21 protein-coding genes are annotated in these 23,137 nt (G+C 40.5%); 9 read left to right on the top strand and 12 right to left on the bottom strand.

Annotated elements, in window-relative coordinates:
- Positions 1-301: 301 nt before the first annotated feature.
- Together ACPPVU_RS01790 and ACPPVU_RS01785 are read right to left on the bottom strand one after the other, a co-directional pair.
- A complete protein-coding gene (locus ACPPVU_RS01790; RefSeq protein ID WP_426669978.1) occupies positions 302-3,436 on the bottom strand; it encodes an AsmA family protein in 3,135 nt (1,044 codons plus the stop codon).
- A 201-nt stretch (positions 3,437-3,637) separates the two neighbouring features.
- Complete coding sequence (locus ACPPVU_RS01785) at positions 3,638-4,468, bottom strand: MBL fold metallo-hydrolase (protein WP_426669977.1); 831 nt, start codon at positions 4,466-4,468, stop codon at positions 3,638-3,640.
- 293 nt (positions 4,469-4,761) lie between these two features.
- Here ACPPVU_RS01785 and ACPPVU_RS01780 point away from each other — a divergent pair, with 293 nt between their 5' ends.
- The 4 genes from ACPPVU_RS01780 to ACPPVU_RS01765 all read left to right on the top strand — a co-directional run bounded on the left by ACPPVU_RS01780 (position 4,762) and on the right by ACPPVU_RS01765 (position 7,825).
- Positions 4,762-5,640, top strand: coding sequence for a carboxypeptidase-like regulatory domain-containing protein (locus tag ACPPVU_RS01780; RefSeq protein ID WP_426669976.1), 879 nt, complete (start codon positions 4,762-4,764; stop codon positions 5,638-5,640).
- A 288-nt stretch (positions 5,641-5,928) separates the two neighbouring features.
- A complete protein-coding gene (locus ACPPVU_RS01775; RefSeq protein WP_426669975.1) occupies positions 5,929-6,324 on the top strand; it encodes a hypothetical protein in 396 nt (131 codons plus the stop codon).
- Positions 6,325-6,696: 372 nt separating this feature from the next.
- Positions 6,697-7,074: a hypothetical protein gene (locus ACPPVU_RS01770; protein WP_426669974.1), complete on the top strand. Its 378-nt coding sequence runs from the start codon at positions 6,697-6,699 to the stop codon at positions 7,072-7,074.
- A gap of 103 nt (positions 7,075-7,177) precedes the next feature.
- Entirely contained in the window at positions 7,178-7,825 is a 648-nt protein-coding gene (locus ACPPVU_RS01765) for a YceH family protein (RefSeq protein ID WP_426669973.1), read from the top strand.
- A 95-nt stretch (positions 7,826-7,920) separates the two neighbouring features.
- Here the strand turns inward: ACPPVU_RS01765 and ACPPVU_RS01760 are convergent, their stop codons facing one another.
- The 4 genes from ACPPVU_RS01760 to ACPPVU_RS01745 all read right to left on the bottom strand — a co-directional run bounded on the left by ACPPVU_RS01760 (position 7,921) and on the right by ACPPVU_RS01745 (position 14,108).
- Positions 7,921-9,069, bottom strand: a complete 1,149-nt coding sequence (locus tag ACPPVU_RS01760) for a hypothetical protein (RefSeq protein WP_426669972.1) — start codon at positions 9,067-9,069, stop codon at positions 7,921-7,923.
- Positions 9,070-9,192: 123 nt separating this feature from the next.
- Entirely contained in the window at positions 9,193-11,850 is a 2,658-nt protein-coding gene (locus ACPPVU_RS01755) for a glycosyl hydrolase 2 galactose-binding domain-containing protein (protein ID WP_426669971.1), read from the bottom strand.
- A gap of 162 nt (positions 11,851-12,012) precedes the next feature.
- Positions 12,013-12,861 carry an ROK family protein gene (locus tag ACPPVU_RS01750; RefSeq protein WP_426669970.1) on the bottom strand — a complete coding sequence of 283 codons (849 nt, stop codon included), beginning with the start codon at positions 12,859-12,861 and terminating at the stop codon, positions 12,013-12,015.
- Entirely contained in the window at positions 12,861-14,108 is a 1,248-nt protein-coding gene (locus ACPPVU_RS01745) for an MFS transporter (protein ID WP_426669969.1), read from the bottom strand. The genes ACPPVU_RS01750 and ACPPVU_RS01745 overlap by 1 nt, the downstream gene beginning before the upstream one ends.
- Positions 14,109-14,431: 323 nt before the next feature.
- On the opposite strand from ACPPVU_RS01745, the gene ACPPVU_RS01740 reads away from it, so the two are divergent.
- The 5 genes from ACPPVU_RS01740 (at position 14,432) to ACPPVU_RS01720 (ending at position 19,264) form a co-directional block, all read left to right on the top strand.
- Positions 14,432-15,049 carry a TetR/AcrR family transcriptional regulator gene (locus ACPPVU_RS01740; RefSeq protein WP_426669968.1) on the top strand — a complete coding sequence of 206 codons (618 nt, stop codon included), beginning with the start codon at positions 14,432-14,434 and terminating at the stop codon, positions 15,047-15,049.
- Positions 15,050-15,100: 51 nt separating this feature from the next.
- Complete coding sequence (locus ACPPVU_RS01735; protein ID WP_426669967.1) at positions 15,101-16,369, top strand: MFS transporter; 1,269 nt, start codon at positions 15,101-15,103, stop codon at positions 16,367-16,369.
- A gap of 29 nt (positions 16,370-16,398) precedes the next feature.
- Positions 16,399-16,962 (top strand): isochorismatase family cysteine hydrolase, encoded by a 564-nt coding sequence (locus tag ACPPVU_RS01730; RefSeq protein ID WP_426669966.1) that lies wholly within the window; start codon positions 16,399-16,401, stop codon positions 16,960-16,962.
- A gap of 158 nt (positions 16,963-17,120) precedes the next feature.
- Positions 17,121-18,098 (top strand): DUF2157 domain-containing protein, encoded by a 978-nt coding sequence (locus ACPPVU_RS01725; protein WP_426669965.1) that lies wholly within the window; start codon positions 17,121-17,123, stop codon positions 18,096-18,098.
- Positions 18,095-19,264, top strand: coding sequence for a hypothetical protein (locus ACPPVU_RS01720; RefSeq protein WP_426669964.1), 1,170 nt, complete (start codon positions 18,095-18,097; stop codon positions 19,262-19,264). Before ACPPVU_RS01725 ends, ACPPVU_RS01720 begins: the two co-directional genes overlap by 4 nt.
- 11 nt (positions 19,265-19,275) lie before the next feature.
- Here the strand turns inward: ACPPVU_RS01720 and ACPPVU_RS01715 are convergent, their stop codons facing one another.
- From ACPPVU_RS01715 to ACPPVU_RS01690, 6 genes are all read right to left on the bottom strand, one after another.
- Positions 19,276-20,268, bottom strand: coding sequence for a hypothetical protein (locus ACPPVU_RS01715; RefSeq protein ID WP_426669963.1), 993 nt, complete (start codon positions 20,266-20,268; stop codon positions 19,276-19,278).
- A gap of 57 nt (positions 20,269-20,325) precedes the next feature.
- Positions 20,326-20,544: a hypothetical protein gene (locus ACPPVU_RS01710; protein WP_426669962.1), complete on the bottom strand. Its 219-nt coding sequence runs from the start codon at positions 20,542-20,544 to the stop codon at positions 20,326-20,328.
- A complete protein-coding gene (locus ACPPVU_RS01705) occupies positions 20,493-21,218 on the bottom strand; it encodes a CPBP family intramembrane glutamic endopeptidase (protein ID WP_426669961.1) in 726 nt (241 codons plus the stop codon). The genes ACPPVU_RS01710 and ACPPVU_RS01705 overlap by 52 nt, the downstream gene beginning before the upstream one ends.
- A 67-nt stretch (positions 21,219-21,285) precedes the next feature.
- Positions 21,286-21,861: a hypothetical protein gene (locus ACPPVU_RS01700; RefSeq protein ID WP_426669960.1), complete on the bottom strand. Its 576-nt coding sequence runs from the start codon at positions 21,859-21,861 to the stop codon at positions 21,286-21,288.
- Positions 21,858-22,193, bottom strand: a complete 336-nt coding sequence (locus tag ACPPVU_RS01695; protein WP_426669959.1) for a PadR family transcriptional regulator — start codon at positions 22,191-22,193, stop codon at positions 21,858-21,860. The genes ACPPVU_RS01700 and ACPPVU_RS01695 overlap by 4 nt, the downstream gene beginning before the upstream one ends.
- A gap of 68 nt (positions 22,194-22,261) precedes the next feature.
- On the bottom strand, positions 22,262-23,137 hold the full coding sequence (locus ACPPVU_RS01690) for a glutamate--tRNA ligase family protein (RefSeq protein WP_426669958.1): 876 nt from the start codon (positions 23,135-23,137) through the stop codon (positions 22,262-22,264).

Raw genomic sequence — 23,137 nt, 5'->3', positions numbered from 1 at the left:
TAAAATGATTTTTTTGCGCCATAGGTGCAATACCTGAATATGCATTTTGAATAACAATGGCGAAAAATGTATTGCACCTATGGTGCAAAAATAGCTTTCATATCTTTTTTTTCTACCGACATTTTGCCCCGATGGGGCAAATCATAAAGATGTGGGTACACGCTAGCCATTTTTGGGACGGCAATGAATTTTATTTTATTATTCATTGCCGTTTGGCTTCAGCCGGCTAAGCTGGAATTATTAAATCGGCTTTAGCCTAAAATTTATACACCTGCCATTTTAAAGGAGATTTCCCTGGCCGTTACTGGTCATCGCTGGCTTGCACTTTCAGCTCATCCTCTTTTTTGCCTTTACTCATATGTATGATAGGCTTAGTTTGCGTGCCGGTTATGGTCATCGGGATCCCGAATATCCCCAACGGCGGTAAACCCAGCCGGAATTGCAGGTTCAGATTACCATTAAAATCCACCTGGCCCTCAAACCTTGGTCTGAAGCCCGCCACGTGCATTTTGGTACGTTCAATGGTGATGATGTTATTAGCAATAGTACTTTTTATATCCACTTTTGAAACATCCGAGGGCTTTGAAAGACTATCATGACCGGTTTCTTTTCCAACAGCACTAAATAATTTAAAGCCTTTAATTTTCACTTTCTTTACTGAAAGCACGCCGCCACCCTTTAGTGTAGGATATACCGGCTGCATATTGCTGTTCAGTTTGCCGTTTAATTTATAATCCAGGGAAACAATGCCTTCAGCACTCGAAGCTGAGGTAGCCATGTCATGGAATAATTTGATCTCGTTGTAGGCCCTTTTGATATCAAAATCCCGTGCATTAATGTGGTAATCAAAATAGGCTTTTTGGGGTGTGATACTGCCATAAGTGGCATCCATTACTACAGGTGCACCAATCAAAGTAAAACCTGCCTGTTTTAAAATGATCTGACCGTTGTTGATGATCATCTGTCCTTTTACACTATCAATACCCATCCCGTTATATTTCACTTTTTTCACATCCGCAGTGAAAGTGAGATTAAGATTGGCAGGCACTAAGATCACACCAGATGCTTGTGATGTACTTTTTGCCGGACCCGCGGCTGATGCAGGACCATCGGCGAAGGCCATAAAATCATCAGCTAAAATTAAATCGCTCTTCAGGTTGAAAGTACCCTGCAAAGGTGAATTAGGTTGAAGCGAATAACCGATCACGTTAGATAAAGCTCCATCCAATATAATAACCGATTTACCATAATTTGCCGTAAAGGCATCAAACTTCATTTTATCCTGGCTAAAACTGAAGAGCCCGGATTTGATGATGAAAGGCTTGGGGAACAAATCAGAAGTAAGCACCAGGTCTTTCACCCGCATCGTTCCTGAATTGAATAATTGATTATACCTTCCTGCTAAAGCATCGCTTTGTTTGCCTTTCAATGAGAAATTGGTAATGATCAGTCCTTTTACATCGTATCCTTTAACAGCGAACACTTTGTATATCTTTCCTATGTCAAGCGTACCTTGTGATTTGACACTGTATTGCAGATCAGCAAAGTTTTTCAGATCAGCTTTCAGCAAAAAGGTCTGGCCTTCAAACTTCAGCGAAACAGGCTTGATATTCACATGTGTTCCGTTTAGCGTACCTGTCGTATTTACGATACTGGTGCTTACCTGCAGGTCCTCAACCGGGTTGGGATAATATTTGGTTTTGATGTAGCCGTTTTGCAGGTTAATTTCTGCTTTGGTAATCGGGTATATCTTCTGAGCTGCGATGTAGCGTCCTTTTGTGTTTATATCGATACTTAAATCACCCCTTATGTCCGATCCTTCTACCGGGTAAATCTGTTTCAGATCGGCCAGGTGGAACTTAGATTGCAAGTCGCCATCCATCGTTAATCCTGTAGCATTGCTCAACTTAAAATATCCTTTAATATAGTTGCTCAAAGCAGATGCATTGAGGTTGGTTAATTGCATCGAGGCATGTTTAACATCATTATCCGGGCAACTGGCATCCAGTTCAAAGCCGATATTCTTAATGGCTTCAGGTACTTTAGCGTACTTAATATAACCATCTTTAAAGGACGATTTCAAGCTGAATTTGGGTATGCTCGTAATCACTGTATCTACATGCCGCAAACCACGTTTTTGCAGACCAGTTGAGTATTTGCCCTGCGCCAATAAATGAAGTGCATAACGCCCTTTCAGGTCAACAGTTTTAACACCAAAAGCCCGGTTCCATTTCGCCAGGTCGATCTCTGTATTTACCCGCATAAAAATCTCAGGGGACTTTAATCCCTTGATGCTGAATTTTGAATTAAAATAATCATTGTCTATCCTGAAATGTAATGAATCTATACTGAACGAAAGGCGATTGGGATCAAGATTAGGTATTTTGGCATTCATATCCAGGTACAGATCGCGTACTGGTGAGGGCGTTTTATTATTGGCGATATACCCGTTTTTAGCCTTCATGCTAAAAGTGAAATCTGGTTTAAGGTTTTTTGCCGCTATGTATTTTCCGGTTAAACCAACCTGTATCACGCCGGTGCCATCTACATCTGTATTGGCTACATATTTGGCATATTCGGGAGGCAGGACAGTGAAAATATCGCTCAGATCGCTCGGGTACGAGGTGAATTTGAAATCCATATCATAACCATCTTTCAAGAACTCAAAACTGCCCTTAAATTGTACCGGGAGTTGGTTGATCATCAGGTCGTTCTTTTGAAATGCAAAGGCCAGCGATTTGGTATTGATGCTGGTTACCAGGTCGGCATTTATTTTTTTATTGGTTACATATGCCTGATTATCATAAATAAAATCAGCAGAAGCAACTTCCAGGTGTGTATGCAGGTCGAATACATCTTTAGTCAGATCGCCGCTGCCTTTGTAATTAAAACCCCGGGCATCTATCTGCATGGGTAGAGATGCATCGTCATACACCAAATGGCTTTTTTGAATAATGATCTGATCGATACCCAGTGATGCGCTGGCCGTGTCCGTTTGTGCCTGCGGATTTTTGGCGGGCGAATTATATACATTATAATTAGCATTTCCTGAGCTGTCTACCTCAATATTGATAAAGGCATCGCTCAGGTATATTTTGTCTACTTTAAGTTTGGTTCTTAGCAGTGATGTCAGATCAACCGCAAAGGATATTTCTTTAGCCGCTACAAGAGTATCCTGCTGAAAAGGGGCGCTACCCTTTAGCGAAAAATCTTCAAGCGTGAGGGTTAGTTCAGGGAAGCGTTTGAAGAACGAAAGATTTGTTCCGGAGAAGCTTACCTTACCGGTTATGCTCCGATTGGCGAGCTGTTTTATCTTATTTGTAATGGTTTTAGGGAAAAGTACTGGCAGCAGAAACATCAGCAACAATATCGATCCGATCACGATACCACTTATTTTCAGCGTCTTAAACAGTATCTTTTTAAAAGGTAACTTCATATAAAATCCTATAAGTAGGGGTGCATGAAATTAAAAATAAAAAATTGTCTGAATCACTGATTTTTCGGATTTCTATTATTGCACAGATTTTTTATTATATCAACTTATAATAATCAGCGGGATCATTAAATCAGTTCAATCTGTGATTCTGACAAAAGTAATAGAGGCAAAAATAAACAGACAGTGATGTTAAATCCTATATCAAAACAAACTGAACTGCATTTGCCCTTCATGAATACTGACAGGCTGTTGTTGGGATACAGGCAATCCGTCAATATGGTAAACTGCTGATTCTTCGTAACGGGATGCTACAATGATCTCTGTTCCGTTGGCATGCTGATTGAATAGTTCGTGAACCAGTTCGGGGCGGTTATTATCTCTTGAAAGGTGTGATAGGAGCAGATGGCTCAGATGAGCAGAGCGGTGATTAATAAATACTTCCAATGCCTGGCTGTTGGATAAGTGTCCATATCCGCTGCGAATACGTCTTTTTAGGTGATAGGGGTAACGGCCTTTTTCTAGTAATTCCTCATCATAGTTAGCCTCTAAAAATGCTGCATGGCATTGACTGAAGTGCTTAATAACATTTTCACAAGCCGCGCCAATATCAGTAAGTACACCAACTTTTACTCCTTTGCATTCAATTATAAAGCTATGCGGATGTGCGGCATCATGAAATTTAGGGAAAGCAGAGATCAACAGTTCGCCGATTTGAATTACTTCATAAGCTATAAAGGAAAACGTCCTTTGCTCATCCAGTACCAGGCTGCAGTTATTGAGTGTTCCGGGGGTGATATAAACCGGCAGGTTGTATTTTTTGGATAGTACGGTAATGCCGTTGATGTGGTCGCTATGCTCATGCGATACAAAAATAGCCCTCACTTTTTGCATGGATAGGCCTAGCCTGTGCATGCGCCTCTCTGTTTCGCGGCAGGATATGCCGGCATCAATCAGTATGGCATCACGCTCATTACCTATGTAATAGCAGTTACCATTACTCCCAGAATTTAGTGATGCAATAAAGAGGGACATTTAATTACAAAATAAACGTATTTGGATGAGATTTCTCTAAATATAATAAATTGAATGAAGCAATTTATCTGCTATATATTGCGTCAGCGTAAACGAGATAAAATAATTGAGAAATCGGCATATAACCCTTAATCCGGATTTGCAATATTGTAAATCTGGACTAACCTTGGGTTTGTTACAATCAATTCAATTGTTCGAGGCTTGACAGCGACTTTTATGACCCCTAAATTTATAGTTCAGTTTGAATTTGTTATCATATCTTTATAGTTGTAATCAAGTTAAACCTATTAATCATGATATTCAAACCATTCCTAATCCTTATCCTTGTTTGTACCGTTACCTGGCAAACCTTCGCACAGGGATCTGCAGCCGAAAATGTAACACTTAAAGGAATTGTTTTAGACAAAGAAAGCAATTCGCCATTGGCTTATGTAAGTGTAGGCATTTTAAATAATTCCTTGGGTACGGTTTCTGACACGTCTGGCCATTTTATTTTCAATATCAGTCAAGACAATTTTTCAGACACCATACAAGTAAGTATGGTAGGTTACTCCGCATTGAAAATTCCCGTAAAAGATTTTATGTCAGATAGTAGTAAGGCAATTAAGTTGATTGTAAAGGTCGAGCAACTTGCAGAAGTGCCAATTACAAATTCAATCCAACGGGCAAACACGGAAGTCATTGGAAGGGAGCATGTCAGCAAACTTGTACAAGTATCCGTTCATAACAAAAAGTCAGCAGACGAAACTATAGGTTCGGAAATGGGTATGCGCTATAAAACAAACAGAAAAAATGCCATTATTAAGGATTTTAACTTTTACATTTCAGCAAACAACTTCAATTTTATAAAATTCAGGGTAAATGTCTACTCCGTGAAGAACGATTTGCCCGACACATTAATGTATAATAAGCAAATTTTTGCAACTGTTGACAATTTTAAAATTGGCTGGAATAAAATAGATGTGGAACGATATAATATCAACGTTGACAGGGAGTTTATTGTGACAGTTCAATGGATAGAAAGCCGAATGTATAAAAAAGAAAACCCAATAACCATACTCCCGGTCGCGGTGACGCCACTTTCTAAAAACTGTTACGTAAGAATTGCTAGTCAGGACAAATGGAAGAGAATGGGTGTGAATTTGAGCAGCTTTGTAACAATAGCTTATTAAGTTTAAAGCGGCAAAGCTAATTACAAAAAGACTCTGTCACTTTAAATATCCTTAAAAAGAATCAGACGAGGAATATTAGCATCCAAAGAAAAAAAGCTCTCGAAATTTTAATGCGTTTGCCCTGTATATTACGTTCCAAGCCCCGAAGCAGTATATCTCATTAATTATTAACAAGTTGAGGTTAAAAAAATGAAACACTTTCGTAATTATGTTGTTATTTTTCATGAAAGTTAAATTTATTGCTTCTTTTTAGTAGGAGCATGATTATTTTATTAAAAATTAAAGATCATGAAAAAGTTCGTCACACGAGCTGCCTTATTCCTGGCATTGGGAGTGGGAGTTTGTTCAACAGTTTCAGCAAAGCCTAATAACCGTAGAACAACAATAAAGCATATACAAACGCATGAACAGGTTAGCTTTATTCCGCTACACCAAAAAGGAGGCTTTGCCATAATGGTAGATAAACCGGAGCCCGGGAGTTCAGTGGTTATCATTTATGACCAGTATAAAAATGTAGTTTTTAAAGATCGCCTGACAAAAGGCATGAAAGCGGAAAAGAAATACATTCTGTCTGATCTTGCCAACGGCGATTATACCGTTGAAGTTTTTTCTAAAACGCACGATATAAAAACATCATTCTATGTGTATGATAACGGCCGAAAGAAAATCGTACATATGATATAAACAATCTCTTCTTACATAGGCTGCACAATTAAACGGCGTCGTACTTGTTACCAGGTACGGCGTTTTTTAATATCAAAAATTCAGGCCGTGTACTTGCTGGACTGCCGGCGTAAAAGGCGCGTTATTTCAGGCGTTTCTGTAAAAATAACCGATGAACAGGGTAAATCAGTCTACAAGATATACTTTTTACACTATCAACCTCATATTTGCCTTATTTATAAGTAGTTATAAGCTCTTATCGGTTAAAAAAGAGCGTTGGTCTACACCTTTGGCACGGTGGTCTAATACATTTTTTTTATGTTCAAAGTCGTTGTTTCTTTGATTATTGAAAGCACGGAGCAAATTCAAAAATTAACATAAAAAAATACTATCATGAAAAAGTCAATCACATTAGCAGCCCTTTTATTAGTAATAGGCACAAGCGTATTCGCAGCATCACCAGCAAAATTTACAAGCAACGATTTACAGGATGAAGTTTATTTTGCACCACTAAAAAATGACAACGGCTTCGCCGTACAGATCAGCAAAGAAACAGCCAGCAAATCAATCGTTATCATTTATGACAGTGAGCACAACGTAATTTTTAAAGACCTGCTGTCGAAAGAAGCCAGCGCACAAAAAGGTTATTTGATAAACAACCTTGAATATGGCGATTATACAGTTGAAATTGTTTCTGACGGTCAATCAGTAAAGAAAACAATGCATGTATATGACGACGGTCAGGCCAAATCATATTTCTTCTTCCAATAATTAAGACCGGGATACATAAATAAATTCAAGTTTACACAGGCATCATCTTTGGGTGATGCTTTTTTATTTGAAAAAAAGACGGCCTGTTTTCTATCTTTAGCCGATGGATTCACAAACCCTACCTGTACTGGATGATACCGAGTTACGTGTGCTCGGCTCATTAATGGAGAAAAGCCGCACCACGCCCGATTATTATCCCATGACTGTCAATAGTCTTATTGCGGCCTGTAATCAAAAGACTTCGCGCAACCCGGTGGTGCAGTATAATGAGGAAACCGTGGTACTGGCATTAAACACACTTAAAAGACGTGGGTTGATATCAACAGCCACAGGAGGCACAGATCGTGTGGTAAAATACAAGCATAATTTTGCTATTGTATACCCGGTTATCCCGTCACAGGTGGCGATTATTTGTCTGCTAATATTGAGGGGACCGCAAACGCCGGGAGAGATCAACACCAATTCGGGCCGTTTGTATGAATTCGAGTCGATAGAAGAGGTGCAGGAAATGTTAGAAAACCTTGCTTCGGGGGATATTCCTTTTATCAAACAATTACCAAGACGTCCCGGACAAAAAGAGGTACGTTATATGCATTTACTGAGTGGTGTAACGGAATGGGACGACGAAGAATTCACGCAAGAACCGTCAAAAAGATCTTCAGGTGAGTTGGAAGCCCGGGTTGCTAAGTTAGAACAGGAGCTTGCTGAGTTGAGAGAGGCTTTTGATAAGTTGATGAAGGAGTTGAGTTGAGTCGCAAGTCTTAATTTCTGAGCCGGAAGGCTCCTGGTTCCTGCAAGGGAATGGATAATTTGCAGGTAATAGCCAAGAGCATATTGCCTGGGCCTTTATGGTATTTTCTGATACCAATAACGCAGATGTTCAGGTAAGTCTTCCATTCCAGCCGGGTAAAATTCAGAGCGCTGTGGCCTTAACAAAAACCAACTTTCAATATCATTCAAAATAATTCCCGGCATACTAAGATCTGTGGATAATTTACTGCTCAATACGATGAGCGAGTTTTTTAAACCGAAAACAACTAAAGATGTATCGTGCAAAAATTGATAACAAACAGGATTGGACGGATCGAGCAGCAGATAGTTTTCAACATAGAAAACATCAGGGCAAAACCGGGCCTGCCATTTCGCTTTATATTTCAAAACGCCATTTTCAAGGTATGGTGGTGTGCCGCCTAAACTTATACTTTTACAGCCCAATTCATAAGCTCTTTGAATAAGGAACCAATAAATAGCCGCTGTAGCGCCTGCAGCTAATAGGCTGTCATCGCCGTTTAACCAGCCCACACGCAAATAATAATATTTGACGCCATCAGCCTTACATAATGTTGAGGCAACGCATTGGCCATTCGAGAATATATCCAGAAATTCTGCACCCGGTTGTTTAATTAAGGCCATAATTTCGTGCCTGGGCATAATATAAGCCTCTTCAGCATGCCGCCCGCGCATGGAGGGTACGTAATAATGATCAAAGAATTTATCAACCCAGCCGGGCTCTTTAGAAATGGTAGATGTATAGCCATTTTTCTTGATCTTTCTGACATCTGCACGTGCACCGGTTAGTGTCTTATAGTAGTCCTCAAAAGTATCCGGCAAAGAAATTTCCAGGTCGATAAAACTTGGTTGCATAACAACTTGTTCCCGCAAAATGTCTACTAATCCGCTATCCTTTATTACCACTAATCCGGTTTTATTTAAAAGATATGGCAGTAGCTTCCGGGTATTAAAACTGATCTTTAACAGGTACCTTACGTGTGCTGCCCGACCAAGGTAAAGGTACTTATACCGTGCCAGCGGTTTAATTGAACCAATAGAAACAAAGCTGCTGTTGTTCGCCCGGTCTTTAGTAATCAATAAAATTTTCTCCTTTAAAAGCTTTTCAGCTAAATTTTTGACAGTATATTTAAGATTCCCAAAGTTGATTCCTTTCAAGGAAAGGCGCTCTAATTTATTCTTTATGGTGATATTGATGGAACTCATTTCAGTTATTTACAGAATTTTAGCTAAAGTAATCACCAAAGCATTGAAAATGTTAAAAAAACTTAAAATTTCCTCTGCTGGCAGGACGGCTTCGACGGGGTCAGTATAACAGACCTTGTAATTTTATTTCACCCACACTTCTTCAAACCCTGATTCTTTTTCCGACTTGCTTGCCGCCATATCAATATTCCATGCAGAAGTTACAAAATAAGGCTCAGCATGTGCGGCATCCTTATCCGCATATTTGCAATATATCACGCGGCTTTCGCCGGGGGCAAGTTCTAAATAGTTGTCGCTAAAGATCACCGGCAGGATATCGTCGCCATCTTTACCTTTCAATGCACGCAAATGCACCTGGAAGGCAACCGTTTTGCCGGTATTAGTGATCGTTACTGTATTAACAGTTGTATCGGCACCCTTTTCGGTTTGATAAGATAGTTTCAAGGCTGTTTTGCCGATATTTTGTAAAGCTGAGAAATTGGTATAAGATGTTTGAGGTGTCATATACCATTTTGATTTTTTCCAGTTCAGTACATCAGGCTTTTTAGACAACCAGTACCAGTTAATGTCTTTTACCTTGCCTGCGGCATCATTCAGTTGCAAACGAAGAAAATAGGAATCAGATAAACCATCAATTGCAGGCAGCGTAAGGCATTTTTGTGTACCATCGGCATCTACGTCAGCATTGACTATTTTAACAAGTTTCACGCTTCCATCCAGGTTAAAAACTGTAACCTCGGCTTTTAAACCAGTAAATTTCTCGAGCAGTGAATTGGTAATATGCACTTCGTTATTTGCATAGGAGTACATGATATGCAGTGGCTCCATGGATTTTTTCATTCCGAAATAAGTTCCGGCAGGGTACAGGTAATAATCATAGGTATGCCATATCAGTCCCGGCCATGGGTTGCTGCCCATCCACTGCACTACGCCGGTGGCGGTTTTGTATTTATGCAAGCCATAGGCTTCCATCATAGCACGGTGTGCTTCGTAATTTTGCGCTTGCGCAAATGCTACATATTGTTTAATGTTTGCAGGCTGACCATATCTCCCGATCAGCGCAGCATTAAATACTTTGGTATTACCAAAGGTCATCGTACCGCAATGGTATTGCCAGTCGGCCGAAGTGTACCATAGCGAATCTTTTGGTAGAAATTTGATCAAACTTTCATATGGCGGGATAGATGGGCCGGGAGATATTTCTGTAGCGAAACTCCACATGCCACCGTATTTGCTGGTCGAATCTGTTTCCCAATAGATTGGCGGCACCCACTCGTACGGACCAGCCATTTTTACACCGCTAAAGCCTGATACTTTTGATTTGCTTGCATCGGCAGTTGATATGGTAGGGTTCGGCCATTTTAAAGCCGCTTCGATCTTCAGGTAATCGCGCTCAACACTGGTATCGCGTGGCGGCATGTCGCTTCCGTTCAGCCAAACCATCAGGCTTGGTTTATTGCGCAGCCAATACATTACGCTGCTGTCTGATGCCATAGCCACTTGTCTTTTTGCCGCATCCCAGTTTTCGGGATATTGCCATGCGCCGCAGCACATCCAGCCGGTCATTACCAGCAGACCGTATTTATCGCACAGGGCATAAAAATGATCGTCTTCCATTTTACCTTCCGAGCGGACGATGTTCATGTTCATGTCTCTGTATAATCTCAGCTCCTGCTCTTGTCTTTCAGGCGAGCGGCGTTGAAAAATATCCGGTGACCATGCAGCACCGCGTATCATGATCTGTTTGCCATTTACAATAAATACACGTGAGTGATCATCGATCAGTTTTGACGTCATCTGGCGGATACCGAAATTTTCGGCAATGGTATTACTTGCAGCATTATCATGCAGTACAGAAAGCTCGATCTTGTTCAGCTCGGGTTTACCATATTGCCAAGGCCACCAAATATGCGGATCTTTAATATTCAGCTGTGAATATTCAGCAGGAGTAAAGGTTACATTTTTAATTTCATTAGGTCCCAAATGCACCTTTTTTTCAAAGGCGATATCGCTGTTTATTTTACCCTTTACCACTACATCCTGCTCATTTTTTGAATAATTGGTTACCAGTGCATCAACTGTTAAATGTGCAACGGCAAGCGAAGGCAGATCAAAATTTGTAGTTACCAATGGGTATTGGATGCCTACTTTATCATAAGTTTTTATTTCGACATCATTTACTATACCCGCATTGTAATCAGGTGGGTAATGTATCCAGTCGGCATAGTCAATAGCTAAATCACCTTTTTGTTTATTTGGGGTGAATGGCCTTGTGATCTCTAATGCCAGCACGTTATTTCCAGAGCTTTTAATCTGTTTGGTCACATCAAGATCGATTATCCTGAAAGGGCCTTTTATTTTAGTTGAATCAGCGATGAGTACGCCATTCAACCATACGTTTGCCTTATAGTTGATGCCATGCAGTTTCAGTACAACGTTCTTTCCTTTCTCCGAAGCAGGTAATTCAAATTCTTTCCTGAACCACCAGGGTTTGTCAAGGGCAGGATCGTTTAGTTTTTCAAAGTTCATCCCATAGAATGGGTCGAAATCATAAGCTTTGTTGGCCAGCAGTCCGGCTATGATAGTGGATGGTACACTGATCTTATACCAGCCTTTTGGCTCGAACTTATCCTGTGATATGGTCGCTGCAGGTGACGGATCTTTTAATGCCGATTGCATTTGCCAGTTATCTTTCAGGATCATCCGGAAAGTTTCGTTGTCTTGTGCGAACGAATAATTAATGAAAAGCGCTAATGCGATGAGAAGGACAATCTTTTTCATAACAGATTATTTAAGTATTGTTTAATTGTCTTTATAAATTCCCTCCTTTGGGAGGGGTGTGTTTGAATGTGTAGTGGCAGGGAGGGGTTTCTTCACTTAGCAATGCATTAAACCCCTACCTTCCCTTCCCCAAGGAAGGAATCGCACATTCCAACCACGTTTTTATTGTGCATCATAATACAATGCTGCCGCGCCCAGTATGCCACTGTTTTGCAGCACCGACGTCTTCACCTCCAATTTTTCGATGCTTTTGGGGAAAGCGAATGTCTTGATCCGCGCCCACATGCTTTTTTCGAAAAACTCAAAAGCGAGTTGCACAGATCCACCCAGGATGATCAATTCCGTATCGTAGGTGTACATGATCAACTTGATGGCATTGCCAAGGTGCATCCCCAGTTCTTCATATAATTTCAACGACTCTTTATCACCGCTCTGTGCATTCTTAAATACACCTTCGCCGTTCAACCCGTAAACATTTTTAAAAAATGAACCACTGGCATAAAATTCATAGTTCTGTTCCAGGTAATCCACCATGCCGAACTCACCCGCGCCGCAGTTCTTACCTGCATATAAATGACCATTAATTATAACACCTGCACCAAGTCCGGTTCCTATAGTTAAGCCGATCATGTTTGGTTTACCTTTGCTTTTACCAAAATAATACTCGCCCAGGGCAAAGCAATTGGCATCATTATTCACGAACACGGGTATCTGATAACGTTTTTCAAGCAACTCCTTCAGATGAACTTCCTTCCATGACGGAATATGTACCACATCATATACAATTCCCTTTTCTACATCCACTACGCTCGGTACGCCTATACCTATGGCCTTTACTACGCTGCTGCCGATCAGTGAATCAATTAGTGAGTATACATCCTGGAGTACCTGCTCTTCGGTGCCTTTGGTTTGAATACGACGGGAAATAATGTCAGACATATAATCTTCACCCACCACGGCACCGCGAATATTAGTCGCGCCCAGATCTATCCCTATAACTCTGTTATCCATTATGCTTTATCTTTTTTATCAAATACAGTTTGGTTGGTGATCAGTGGTTTTGCCCAGAAGCCGATGCTTAACATATAACCGAAGGTGATATATAAAAACGTCATGCCACCACGTAAGCCGATCATGTTACCTAAAGCACCAATCAATATCTGTACAACAGCTCCGCCTATAATGCCTGTAACCAATATACCAGCAAAGGAGCCATGGTCTTCTTCAACCGAGCTAAGGGCGAGGGAAAATATAATGGGATACATTACCGACATGAAAAACCCAACGATTGAAAAAGAGTACAGGGAAACCTGTGCGCTTCCAAACAAACCCAATGTGAAACAAATAATAGCAGGAATACTAAATAGTATCAATAGCTTTCGGCTATCCATTATTTTCAGTAAGATCAGCCCTAAAATGCCGCCTGCGGTCATTAATCCCCAAAAATAGGCTACGGCTGTTGCGCCGGTTGTTTGCGGGTCGAACTTATGGTATTCAAAAAGGAATTGTGACATCCAGTAGGATACTCCCTGCTCGGTCCCTACATAACAGAATAATGCTATAAAATACAGGATAACAACTCGCTTTGAAAAAAGCTTTACATGTGATTGCCATGGACCAGCCTTTTCGTCACTCTGCAATTCAACCTTCGGGAATTTAGAAACCAACAAAATAACAAACATGAACAGGCAGATGACAGTAAAAAGCCAGTACAGCGATATCCATGTAAGGCCGTGAGGAACCAGTGGCTGCAATAGGGAGAAAACACCTGAATGATTTCCCTTATTCAGGTTGGTTACCATGTATGAATATACCAGTGGGCTAACAAATGATGCCCCTCCAAATATCAATTGTGCAAGCACAGAGGTAAACGCATAGTTTTCTGCACCGCCTGCTGTTCTTAGTAATGGATTAATTACTACCTGCAGCATTGCCATTCCGCATCCTATGAGGAAAAGCGATAATATGGCTGTGAGATAATTAGGCTCGCTGGCTAAAAGTAAAGACCCAAAAAAGGCAACAATAAACGCTGATACCATGATCGTCTTTTCGTTATACTTCTGTACAAGCATACTTGATGGGATTGACATCACCCCGTAGGCAATGAAAAAAGCAAAAGGAAGAGCCCCGGCTAAAAGATCACTTAACTTGAAATCCTTTATAAATTCGGGAGATAACGGCCCAATAATATTTGTAAGGAAAGAAATAACGAAGAACGTGAGCATGATCAATGCCACGATGTAGTAGTTACGTTTCATGAAGTTTAATTTAGGCCGTGTGAAAGCGTATCTAATATCGATAAATTTTCAGTATAACCTAACTTTTGCAAAAATTTTAAAAAGTATTTGAGTAACATTCATGATATACTTAGAAAATTCTCAAAATCCAAGAGGCTGTCCGGGAACAATTAAGTTAATACATTCTTGTAATAGATGAGCAGGGTGTGGTAATCATGTCGCTCAACTCTGCAACCAGAAAACGGACGTTTAAAAATAAAATCATCTATTAATTTCAAACATTTAAACAATTTTCGTTCAATTGTCTAAAGTTTCTACTTTTGAATTATTAAAATTTCTCCCGTATGTCAGCAAGCATTTCTACCAAAGAAGATTTAATACAGCAACAGATTCTGGCGGCAGCTAAATGCCTGTTCCAGGTGCATGGCTTAGCGAAGGTGACGATGGACGATGTAGCTAAAGCAATCGACAAAGGCCGAAGCTCACTTTATTACTACTACAAAAGTAAGGATGAAATTTTCGATGCGGTTGTAATGATAGAAATTCGTGAAATGCTGACGGCGATGACCTGCGCCGTTGACCAGGCGTCAGGCATTGAACAAAAGCTTCGTGCTTTCTTTCTCACCAAACTTGAGGTACTTCGTGAAAAAAGATCTTTTTTTAAGATGCTCGATGCAGGTATGGATGCTGATGCTTTTTCTAATTTCCAGAAAACTAAAGTTGTACTTCATAACCTGATCATCCGGCAGGAAAGCACTTTGCTGGAAGCTTTGCTCACAGATGGCATGAACAAAGGGGAACTGCGTAAAATGTCAGCTTCTGAGCTGGAGATGCTCATCCTGGTCCTGCTTAGCAGCCTGCGCGGATTAAAGCGTGAACTGGAACTGGAAAGTGATTATGGAAAGGTTACGCCGGCAGTAGATATGTTTATCCGCATGGCCATGTACGGGCTGAAGCAATAATTTTTTTTAACCCGGTTTCGACAAAATGACAAATATTGTCTAAAAGAAAATATGAAGAGCGAACGAACCAGAAATACTTTCCGCGCATTCCGTAACCGGAACTATGCTTTGTTTTTTGCCGGGCAATCTGTTTCCCAAATTGGTACCTGGATGCAGCGCACGGCGGTAACCTGGGTAATTTATTCACTTACCCACTCGGCCTTTATGCTGGGGTTAGCGGTGTTTGCACAACAATTCCCTTCGTTTTTACTTTCGTTGCACGGCGGTGTGGTTTCCGATAGGTACAGCCGTCATAAAATATTGCTGGTTACCCAAACGGCATCGATGCTACAGGCGGTGCTGCTGGCCATACTAATTTTAACCAACCACTATGTAGTATGGCAAATACTAACGCTGAGTGTAATATTAGGTATTATAAATGCTTTTGACGTACCGGCGAGGCAGCCCATGGTGCATGAAATGGTCAGTGATAAAGAAGACCTCCCAAATGCACTCGCGCTAAACTCGGGTATGGTAAATATAGCCCGGCTGGTTGGCCCGGCACTATCCGGTCTTGTTTTGCAAGCTTTTGGTGCAGGCATTTGTTTTTCGTTAAATGCATTAAGTTTTATAGCGGTTATTACATCTTTGTTACTGATGAAATTGCCGCCGTTTAATCCGCCAGCGGTAAAGAAAAAAATCGTCCATGAGCTTGCCGAAGGATTGCAATACCTCAGACAAACACCTGGCATCAGCACCATTATATTGTTGCTTACCATATTAAGCCTGTTCGTTTTCCCTTACGATACCATTGTGCCTGTGTTTGCCAAGGTTATTTTTAAGGGCAATGCTGCCACTTATGGCTACATCAGCAGCTTTATGGGCTTTGGTGCTATTTTGGGCAGTTTGTTTTTTGCCTCGTTAAAAAAGGGAACCAATTTGAGGGTGGTGATATTATTGAGTACATGCATTTTAGGCATAGGCCTTATTATTTTTTCGCGCATTGGCTATTTTGCATTAGCTATGCCCTTTGCAGTGTTGATAGGTTTTGGTTCGTTGATGCCCATGACGGCCAGCATTACTACCATACAAATGGAAGCTGCCACCCACATGCGCGGGCGGGTAATGAGCTACATGGCCATGAGTTTTTTTGGCATGCTGCCTTTAGGGAGTTTGCTTATCGGTGGCATATCGCAAAGAATAACAGCACCATTAACCATGCTGGGTCAGGGAATTATGGCACTTGTGATAACAGCGGTGTTTAGCAAAATATTGCTCAAAAAAGTCGAACAGAATAAGCCGGTAGAAACAACCGTTAAACAAAAAACCATAGAAACATAATTACTTATACTATCTAAAAAAACAACAGAATGGAACCAAAAACTCAAAACACCGCCCTTTTAGTTATGGACGTGCAGGCAGGTATCGTAGCCATGCTGCCCGACACGGCAGCTATCCTCAGCACTACAGCCAAAGCTATTGCGAAAGCACGCGACCAGAAAATTCCGGTTATCTACGTAGTGGTTGGTTTCCGGCAGGGCGCACCGGAAGTCAGCCTGAACAATAAAGGTTTCGCTGCCAGTAAGGAACGATTCGCAAGCGTTGACATGGCCGAATTTATGAGAGTTCATGAAGATTTAAAACCGCAAGCCGATGAAGTTGTGGTTACAAAGCGGCGTGTAAGCGCATTTACCGGCAGCGATTTGGAAGTTATTTTACGGGCTTACGGCATTCAGCATTTGGTACTGACTGGTATAGCTACCAGCGGAGTAGTTTTATCCACCTTACGGGAAGCGGCAGATAAGGATTATCGCATAACCGTACTGGCCGATTGCTGCGCAGATAGCGACGAGGAAGTGCATCGCGTACTGACGACCAAAGTTTTTCCTCGCCAGGCCGATGTGCTGACGGTTGAGGAATGGCATACCGTGTAGTAATATATGCCTAATATGCCTGGTGCTCTGATAGTTCTTATACAAGCACCAGGCATGTTTAAAGATGATTCATCTTGATTTCATAAAGAGTTGTTAACGCTAGAAATAGCATTAACCAATTATCTTTACTATACTTGATAAGCCAAACCTAAATCGAGATGACCGACCTTTATAAAACCTTACATGCGGAAGGATTGATCAGTGATGAGTCTTTCAATAAAATAAATCGCAATGAGGAGCCACAGCTATTTTCTGTTCATTGGGAAATAAAGACTTTGCTTTACCTGGGTGTATTGCTGCTGACTACAGGTTTGGGCATATTGATCTATGAGAATATAGACACCATCGGTCATCAATTTGTTTTGTTACTGATCGCCCTGATCTGTATCGGATGTTTTTCTTACAGTTTTAAAACCCATCTGCCTTTTAGTACTGATAAAGTAAAATCGCCAAATACTTCTTTTGACTATGTGCTGTTACTGGCCTGTATCAGCTTCATAACTTTTGTAGGCTATTTGCAGTTTGAATATAAGGCATTCGGTACTAATTACGGCCTGGCTACATTGATACCCATGCTGGTATTATTTTTTGTGGCTTATTTTTTTGATCATCTGGGTATACTCAATATGGCCATTGCCAATTTGGCTATATGGATGGGGGTATCCGTCACTCCAAAAGAGCTATTGTTACACAGCGATTTTAACAGCGAAACGATAATTTATACCTACTTGTTATTGGGTATTTTATTGCTGGCAGGATCTTATGCTACGCAGCATTTTAATTTTAAAAAGCACTTTAAATTTAGTTACCAGCATTATGGTGTGCATGTAACTTTTATCTCGCTTTTAGCCGGTTACTTCTTTTATTATAGTTCAGTATTGTGGGTAGTGTTTATAATTGGTATAGGTGCACTCGCCTGGTTTATTTATCGCGATGCTTTTAAAAATCGGTCGTTTTACTTTTTGCTATTAGTTATCCTTTACAGTTATATAACTATAAGCAGCCTGGTGGTGCGCGTACTTATTTTGATGCAGGATGAAGGCGCATTGTATCTTATGATGTTGTATTTTATTGGCTCTGCTATCGGCCTCATATTCGTGTTGATCAACCTTAACAAAAAAATAAAAGCAGCATGATTGCTTACAATAAAACCTGGTTAGCCAATCTGCGGCTGCAGACGCAATTAAAAAAACAATTGAACAAGGGTTGTATAACCGATGCTGAGTTTGGCGCTATACAGGAGAAATATCCTGTTGAGTTTTACACGCCTAACCTGTTTGTGCGCATCGGGCTAATTATTCTCACCTGTGTTATTGTTCTTTTTGGCAGCGGCTTATTAACGCTTATGACAGGTTTTGATGCTGTAGACAAAGCTGGATGGTATTTTTTCCTGGGAGCCTTAACTTATATCGGGTTAGAATTAATAGTATATGTAAAGCATCATTACCGTTCTGGTGTTGATAATGCTTTGCTATTTATTTCAGGATGTATGTTTTCAGTTGGTTTCACCATGATGCTGTTTCATAACGAAGTAGCTCTGCCACTTTCGCTTTTCATTTTTATTATAAGCCTGGTTTTAACGCTTCGTTTTACCGATATACTGATGGCTGCCATATCATGCGGGGCTTTTTTCGCTTTCATCTTTTTTGGTTGGATGAAGATAGTACCATCCGGCCTGAATACTGAAGCATTCGTTATGATGCTGGTGTCCGTTGGCGTTTATTTAGCGGCAGTTGTAAGCAGTAAGAAATCTTCAACTATCAATTATGAAAACTGCCTCGTCATTGTGCAGGTTATCAGTTTGATCACCCTTTATGCTGCCGGTAATTATTATGTAGTACAAACATTGGGCAGCGAGTTTAACAGCAGCAACATTACTGCTCCAAAAGCATTGCCCTTTGGCGGCTTCTTTTGGGCGTTGACCATACTGTTACCATTTATTTACCTTGGATTGGGTATCCGGAAAAAAAATGCGACCCTGCTGCGTATTGGCTTAATACTGATTGCAGCCGCGGCAATAACTTTCCATGCTTATTATCATATACTGCCATTAGATATAATGCTTACCATTGTGGGAGCAACAGTATTAGGTATCTCATATGCAATCATGAAATACCTAAAAAACCCAAAACATGGCTTTACCTATGCTGAACAAGATGATTCAAATATGATGGACAACCTTAAAGTAGAATCGCTCATCGTTGCTGAAACATTTGCCAAAGCCCCCGCTGCGCCTGCTAATGATGGCGCTAAGTTTGGCGGCGGCGACTTTGGCGGTGGGGGATCAAGCGATAGTTTTTAACTATCACTTGATTATTTCAGTTTGTCGATCAGATCTACACGGTCAACAGAACGGTCGCTCCTCGGCCACTCGTTAAACGCATCATAGTAAACGTATTTTTTATTTTGATCAATTCCCGGTATCAGTTTACCAATCACTTTTTTAATGTTGTCGTTCTCTTTCTTCAATCCGGCTGCATCACTTAATTTAACTGTCGACTTATAATAAACCAGTGGGAATACGCCTTCGGGAGTAGTTTGGGTAGCAATACTGAATATGCGGGGATGGGTTGGCACCTGTTCCAGGGTAAAGGGATAGACATATTTCTTGTTTAACTCTTCGATCACTTTTGAATGAAGATCACCCATTCCGCTTTCATCCTGGTACTGCCAGCCTTCATATGGGTTTGCACAGCTTTGTGCCAGCTGTATATCGTCTAAAGCATCTAAAAGGTATTTTTTGTCATACATCTTTTTGGCCTCTTCAAAAAGCTCTGGTGCTGTTTTACCGTTATAAGTATACGGACTTAGCTCAAGTCGGGTCAATTTCCAGCCGTAGTTAAATTTACAATACACTGCTGATATCATGTATTTGTTAGGTATCGACTTTGGAACAAAAAATGCCATATACATTTCACGTGTTTCAGCATTATAATGCAGTGAATAATTGTTAATATTCCGATCCTTTGTTTCAATAGTTTTGTCGCCGCGATCTTTGTGAACAACATAGTACTCATCGAGCAATGTATAACTATCTTCCTTAAGGCGGTTGCTGCAAAGCTCTATTAATCTTAGCCTGTTAACATCCTCAATAAACACCTCTGACATTACAGCCTCTACTTGTCGCGGAGAATTGGATTTAAGACCCTCTAACAATTGTTTGTTAAGCGCATGAAAATCTTCTTTCTGGCTGCTTTCTATTTCGCCATTTTTCCAGGTGCCTGGATCATGAGGACTACAGCTTTGCAAAACAGAAAAAACAGCCAATAAACAGAATAGCTTAATTAATAACGGATTAGGTGTCATCGTATGGTGATAATGTAAGGTGGTTACAGGGTACGATAATAACAATTGATCCGCACATTACAAAGATATCTTGTTCCTATAATTGTAAAACCTTTTATATAAAATTACCGATACCACCAGGTAAGTTACCAGGCATGGTGCAGATGCTTCTATCCCGAAATTTCCACCACTAAGGAGCAGGTTTTGTGATGTTAGTTTAAAAGCCAGTATGGCCTTATCAGCATCTACCTGTGAGGAAGCAAGGGTTGTGATCTTTCCGATGAAGAAATATCCCATATCACATGAACTATTGCTGCATACCAGATCACTTTGGTGGATTGATAAATAAAGGAGAACATCATGCCTGCTACTATGCCGCCAAAAACTACCATAAGAATATCAACCAGGGTAAATGATGTCAGCATAGCTATGTGTACCAGGCCAAAAAGGAGTGATGTAATCAGCATTGATTGGAATTTTGAATACCTGTTGCTGATGATCTTATAAAGATGTCCGCGGAACATCACTTCTTCAGTTATCCCGGCTGCAATGGAAACAGCTAACCAGATAATAAACAGGTTAATTTTATCTGCTACGCTTAGCGAATCTACGGTATGCTGAAAAGGAATAGCGAAATGAAACAAATAATAAAACAGCCAGATAGCAATTGGTAAAGCAAAGCCGATTACTATCCATTTTGCCATATTTACTGTGGTCAGCTTACCATAGATAGCAGTTGGATCATAGGCTTTTATTGTCTTTTTGGCAAAAAGGTGAAGCGTGAAAATTGTAATAGGCATCCTTAAAAAAACTTCCCTTATTACTACTTTGACCACCCTGACAGTGATCCATGATGTTAGCATATCGCAAATAACTGCGATGACTACAAATATGGCTATGCAAGCCATTGTGAATAAAATGATCTTCCTGCGGGATAATGAGTTGTTGTTTTCTTTCAATGTGTTAGTCATGATGATTTTAGTTTTAAGTTGTATAACAAAATACATAGCAATGCGATGTATATATTTATAAAAAAAGCTACTTCCTTTTCAGCAAGCGAAATAGCAGGGTGTTTAAAAAATAAAACAGGACCATTAATGCTATAACTGTAATGATAAACCAGTTACCCAGTACTTCGGTAAGCCCAGTGGTCGGATGAGTATTGTAGCCCATAAAGAAGTGGCCGTTTCCAATAAAAAACCCGGTATGTTCTGGTGAAGCGATTTTGAGTACGATCAATGAGCCAAATGCGATGATCAATAAATAGATCAGGGCAATCATAAAATAGCCTATACCTCTAAAAGTATTCAGGTACAAAGCCTGCAAAATGTGTTTAGGGTTGAATGACCTGCCGGCCTGCTGCGCTTTTTTATAAGCAACAGATGGCTGCAACATTACTTCAGGATCGCCAAGCTTTTCTAATACATTCATTAATGTATCGATTTCATTTTCGGGCAAAGCGGTGTGTGTTGCCTCGTAAACATGGCTGTTCAGTTCCATTTGTAACTCCAGCTGATCTTCAGCAGATAATATTTTGATGCACCTGTTAACGCGTTTAAAGTAATCGTCGTAGATCCTTTGAGCTGTTTGACTTTTAAAAATAATTCTTTTCATTTTTGAATTTTTTGAATGGCTGTTTCCAATGCTGACCAGATCTTCTTCATTTCAGTTAGTGTAGCCTTGCCATCCTTACTTAATGTATAATATTTGCGGGGGATGCCTGATTCCTGCTCGATCCATTTAGAATCTACAATTCCTTCTGTTTTTAGCCTGTTTAGCAAAGGGTATAAAGTACCCTCAGCAACCTCCAGTGTTGTATGAATTTTTATTCCCTGCACAAGTTCATAACCGTAATATTCCTTTTCATCCAGTATGATGAGGATGATATAGGATAGGGTACCCTTCTTTACCTGGGAAAACCAGTTCTGTACAAATTCAGTATTCATGCGACAAATATAATACATAGTAATACAATGTACAATACTTTGCTATGTATTTTTTAAAATAAATTTCTTTAAGTAGTAATAAGTGTATTTGCAAGCTGCTGCCAGCTATTTATTTCTGCATTAATGCCAAGTGATGCCGAGATCATTCTATAGATATCGACTGGCGCTTTACCTGATTGGCGCAGATAGCGTACAGAAGTGGCACCATCGGATTTGGAAAGTTTCTGCCCATCCGGCTCAACTAGTAAGGGGTGATGATAAAATGTGATGGCATGAAAATCACCTTTATGGAGCGTATTTGCGAGTTCGTGCTGCGCCACTGTGGATGACCATAGGTCCTGGCCGCGTATGATAAGATCGACCCCATAATGCAGATCATCAACAACAGAAGTCAACTGGTATGAGGGTAGACCATCCTTTCTTCTGACTATGAAATTGTGTATATCTCCTGGTAATGCAGCATGAATAATCTGTCCTGAATAATCTTTAACATTTAACTCAGCCTGATCATCTGCTATCAAACGCCAGCTTGCATCTTTTTCATTTAAAAGGATATTTTTATCTCGGCAGGCACACGGAATGTTGTCACGCAATTGCTGACGGGAGCAGGTACAGGCAAAAATACGTCTACGGGCACGCAAATCTTCAAGTGTCTCATTATACAACCCTATCCTATGCACTTGTGAGTAGGTATTTTTAAATTCATTTACATCACGCGGGCCTTCGTCCCAGGGTATCTCCAGGAAGTTCAGCGTATCAAAAATATCCTGCAGATATTGGTCGTTTGCCCGGGCCTGGTCAAGATCATCTATTCTTAATAATATTTTCGCGCCGTGTTTTTGTGCTAGCGCAGCGGTGATACTAAAAGACAGCACGTTTCCCAAATGCAAAAAACCACTCGGCGTGGGGGCTATGCGTGTCTTTTTATAATTTGGGATGCTCAC

This window comes from Mucilaginibacter sp. McL0603 (assembly GCF_049992945.1).
In the GTDB taxonomy this organism is placed as follows: Bacteria; Bacteroidota; Bacteroidia; order Sphingobacteriales; family Sphingobacteriaceae; genus Mucilaginibacter.
Note: the sequence above shows the minus strand (reverse complement) of the source record. Positions and strands in the feature narration are given on the sequence as shown.

What these genes read in the sequence shown, in the direction of transcription:
- ACPPVU_RS01710 (WP_426669962.1), bottom strand. Translation starts at nt 20,544, where the DNA reads ATGGGATATTTCTTCATCGGAAAGATCACAACCCTTGCTTCCTCACAG.
- ACPPVU_RS01770 (WP_426669974.1), top strand. Translation starts at nt 6,697, where the DNA reads ATGAAAAAGTCAATCACATTAGCAGCCCTTTTATTAGTAATAGGCACA.
- ACPPVU_RS01745 (WP_426669969.1), bottom strand. Translation starts at nt 14,108, where the DNA reads ATGAAACGTAACTACTACATCGTGGCATTGATCATGCTCACGTTCTTC.
- ACPPVU_RS01725 (WP_426669965.1), top strand. Translation starts at nt 17,121, where the DNA reads ATGACCGACCTTTATAAAACCTTACATGCGGAAGGATTGATCAGTGAT.
- ACPPVU_RS01750 (WP_426669970.1), bottom strand. Translation starts at nt 12,861, where the DNA reads ATGGATAACAGAGTTATAGGGATAGATCTGGGCGCGACTAATATTCGC.
- ACPPVU_RS01765 (WP_426669973.1), top strand. Translation starts at nt 7,178, where the DNA reads ATGGATTCACAAACCCTACCTGTACTGGATGATACCGAGTTACGTGTG.
- ACPPVU_RS01780 (WP_426669976.1), top strand. Translation starts at nt 4,762, where the DNA reads ATGATATTCAAACCATTCCTAATCCTTATCCTTGTTTGTACCGTTACC.
- ACPPVU_RS01715 (WP_426669963.1), bottom strand. Translation starts at nt 20,268, where the DNA reads ATGACACCTAATCCGTTATTAATTAAGCTATTCTGTTTATTGGCTGTT.
- ACPPVU_RS01790 (WP_426669978.1), bottom strand. Translation starts at nt 3,436, where the DNA reads ATGAAGTTACCTTTTAAAAAGATACTGTTTAAGACGCTGAAAATAAGT.
- ACPPVU_RS01720 (WP_426669964.1), top strand. Translation starts at nt 18,095, where the DNA reads ATGATTGCTTACAATAAAACCTGGTTAGCCAATCTGCGGCTGCAGACG.
- ACPPVU_RS01705 (WP_426669961.1), bottom strand. Translation starts at nt 21,218, where the DNA reads ATGACTAACACATTGAAAGAAAACAACAACTCATTATCCCGCAGGAAG.
- ACPPVU_RS01755 (WP_426669971.1), bottom strand. Translation starts at nt 11,850, where the DNA reads ATGAAAAAGATTGTCCTTCTCATCGCATTAGCGCTTTTCATTAATTAT.
- ACPPVU_RS01775 (WP_426669975.1), top strand. Translation starts at nt 5,929, where the DNA reads ATGAAAAAGTTCGTCACACGAGCTGCCTTATTCCTGGCATTGGGAGTG.
- ACPPVU_RS01740 (WP_426669968.1), top strand. Translation starts at nt 14,432, where the DNA reads ATGTCAGCAAGCATTTCTACCAAAGAAGATTTAATACAGCAACAGATT.
- ACPPVU_RS01735 (WP_426669967.1), top strand. Translation starts at nt 15,101, where the DNA reads ATGAAGAGCGAACGAACCAGAAATACTTTCCGCGCATTCCGTAACCGG.
- ACPPVU_RS01700 (WP_426669960.1), bottom strand. Translation starts at nt 21,861, where the DNA reads ATGAAAAGAATTATTTTTAAAAGTCAAACAGCTCAAAGGATCTACGAC.
- ACPPVU_RS01760 (WP_426669972.1), bottom strand. Translation starts at nt 9,069, where the DNA reads ATGAGTTCCATCAATATCACCATAAAGAATAAATTAGAGCGCCTTTCC.
- ACPPVU_RS01695 (WP_426669959.1), bottom strand. Translation starts at nt 22,193, where the DNA reads ATGAATACTGAATTTGTACAGAACTGGTTTTCCCAGGTAAAGAAGGGT.
- ACPPVU_RS01785 (WP_426669977.1), bottom strand. Translation starts at nt 4,468, where the DNA reads ATGTCCCTCTTTATTGCATCACTAAATTCTGGGAGTAATGGTAACTGC.
- ACPPVU_RS01730 (WP_426669966.1), top strand. Translation starts at nt 16,399, where the DNA reads ATGGAACCAAAAACTCAAAACACCGCCCTTTTAGTTATGGACGTGCAG.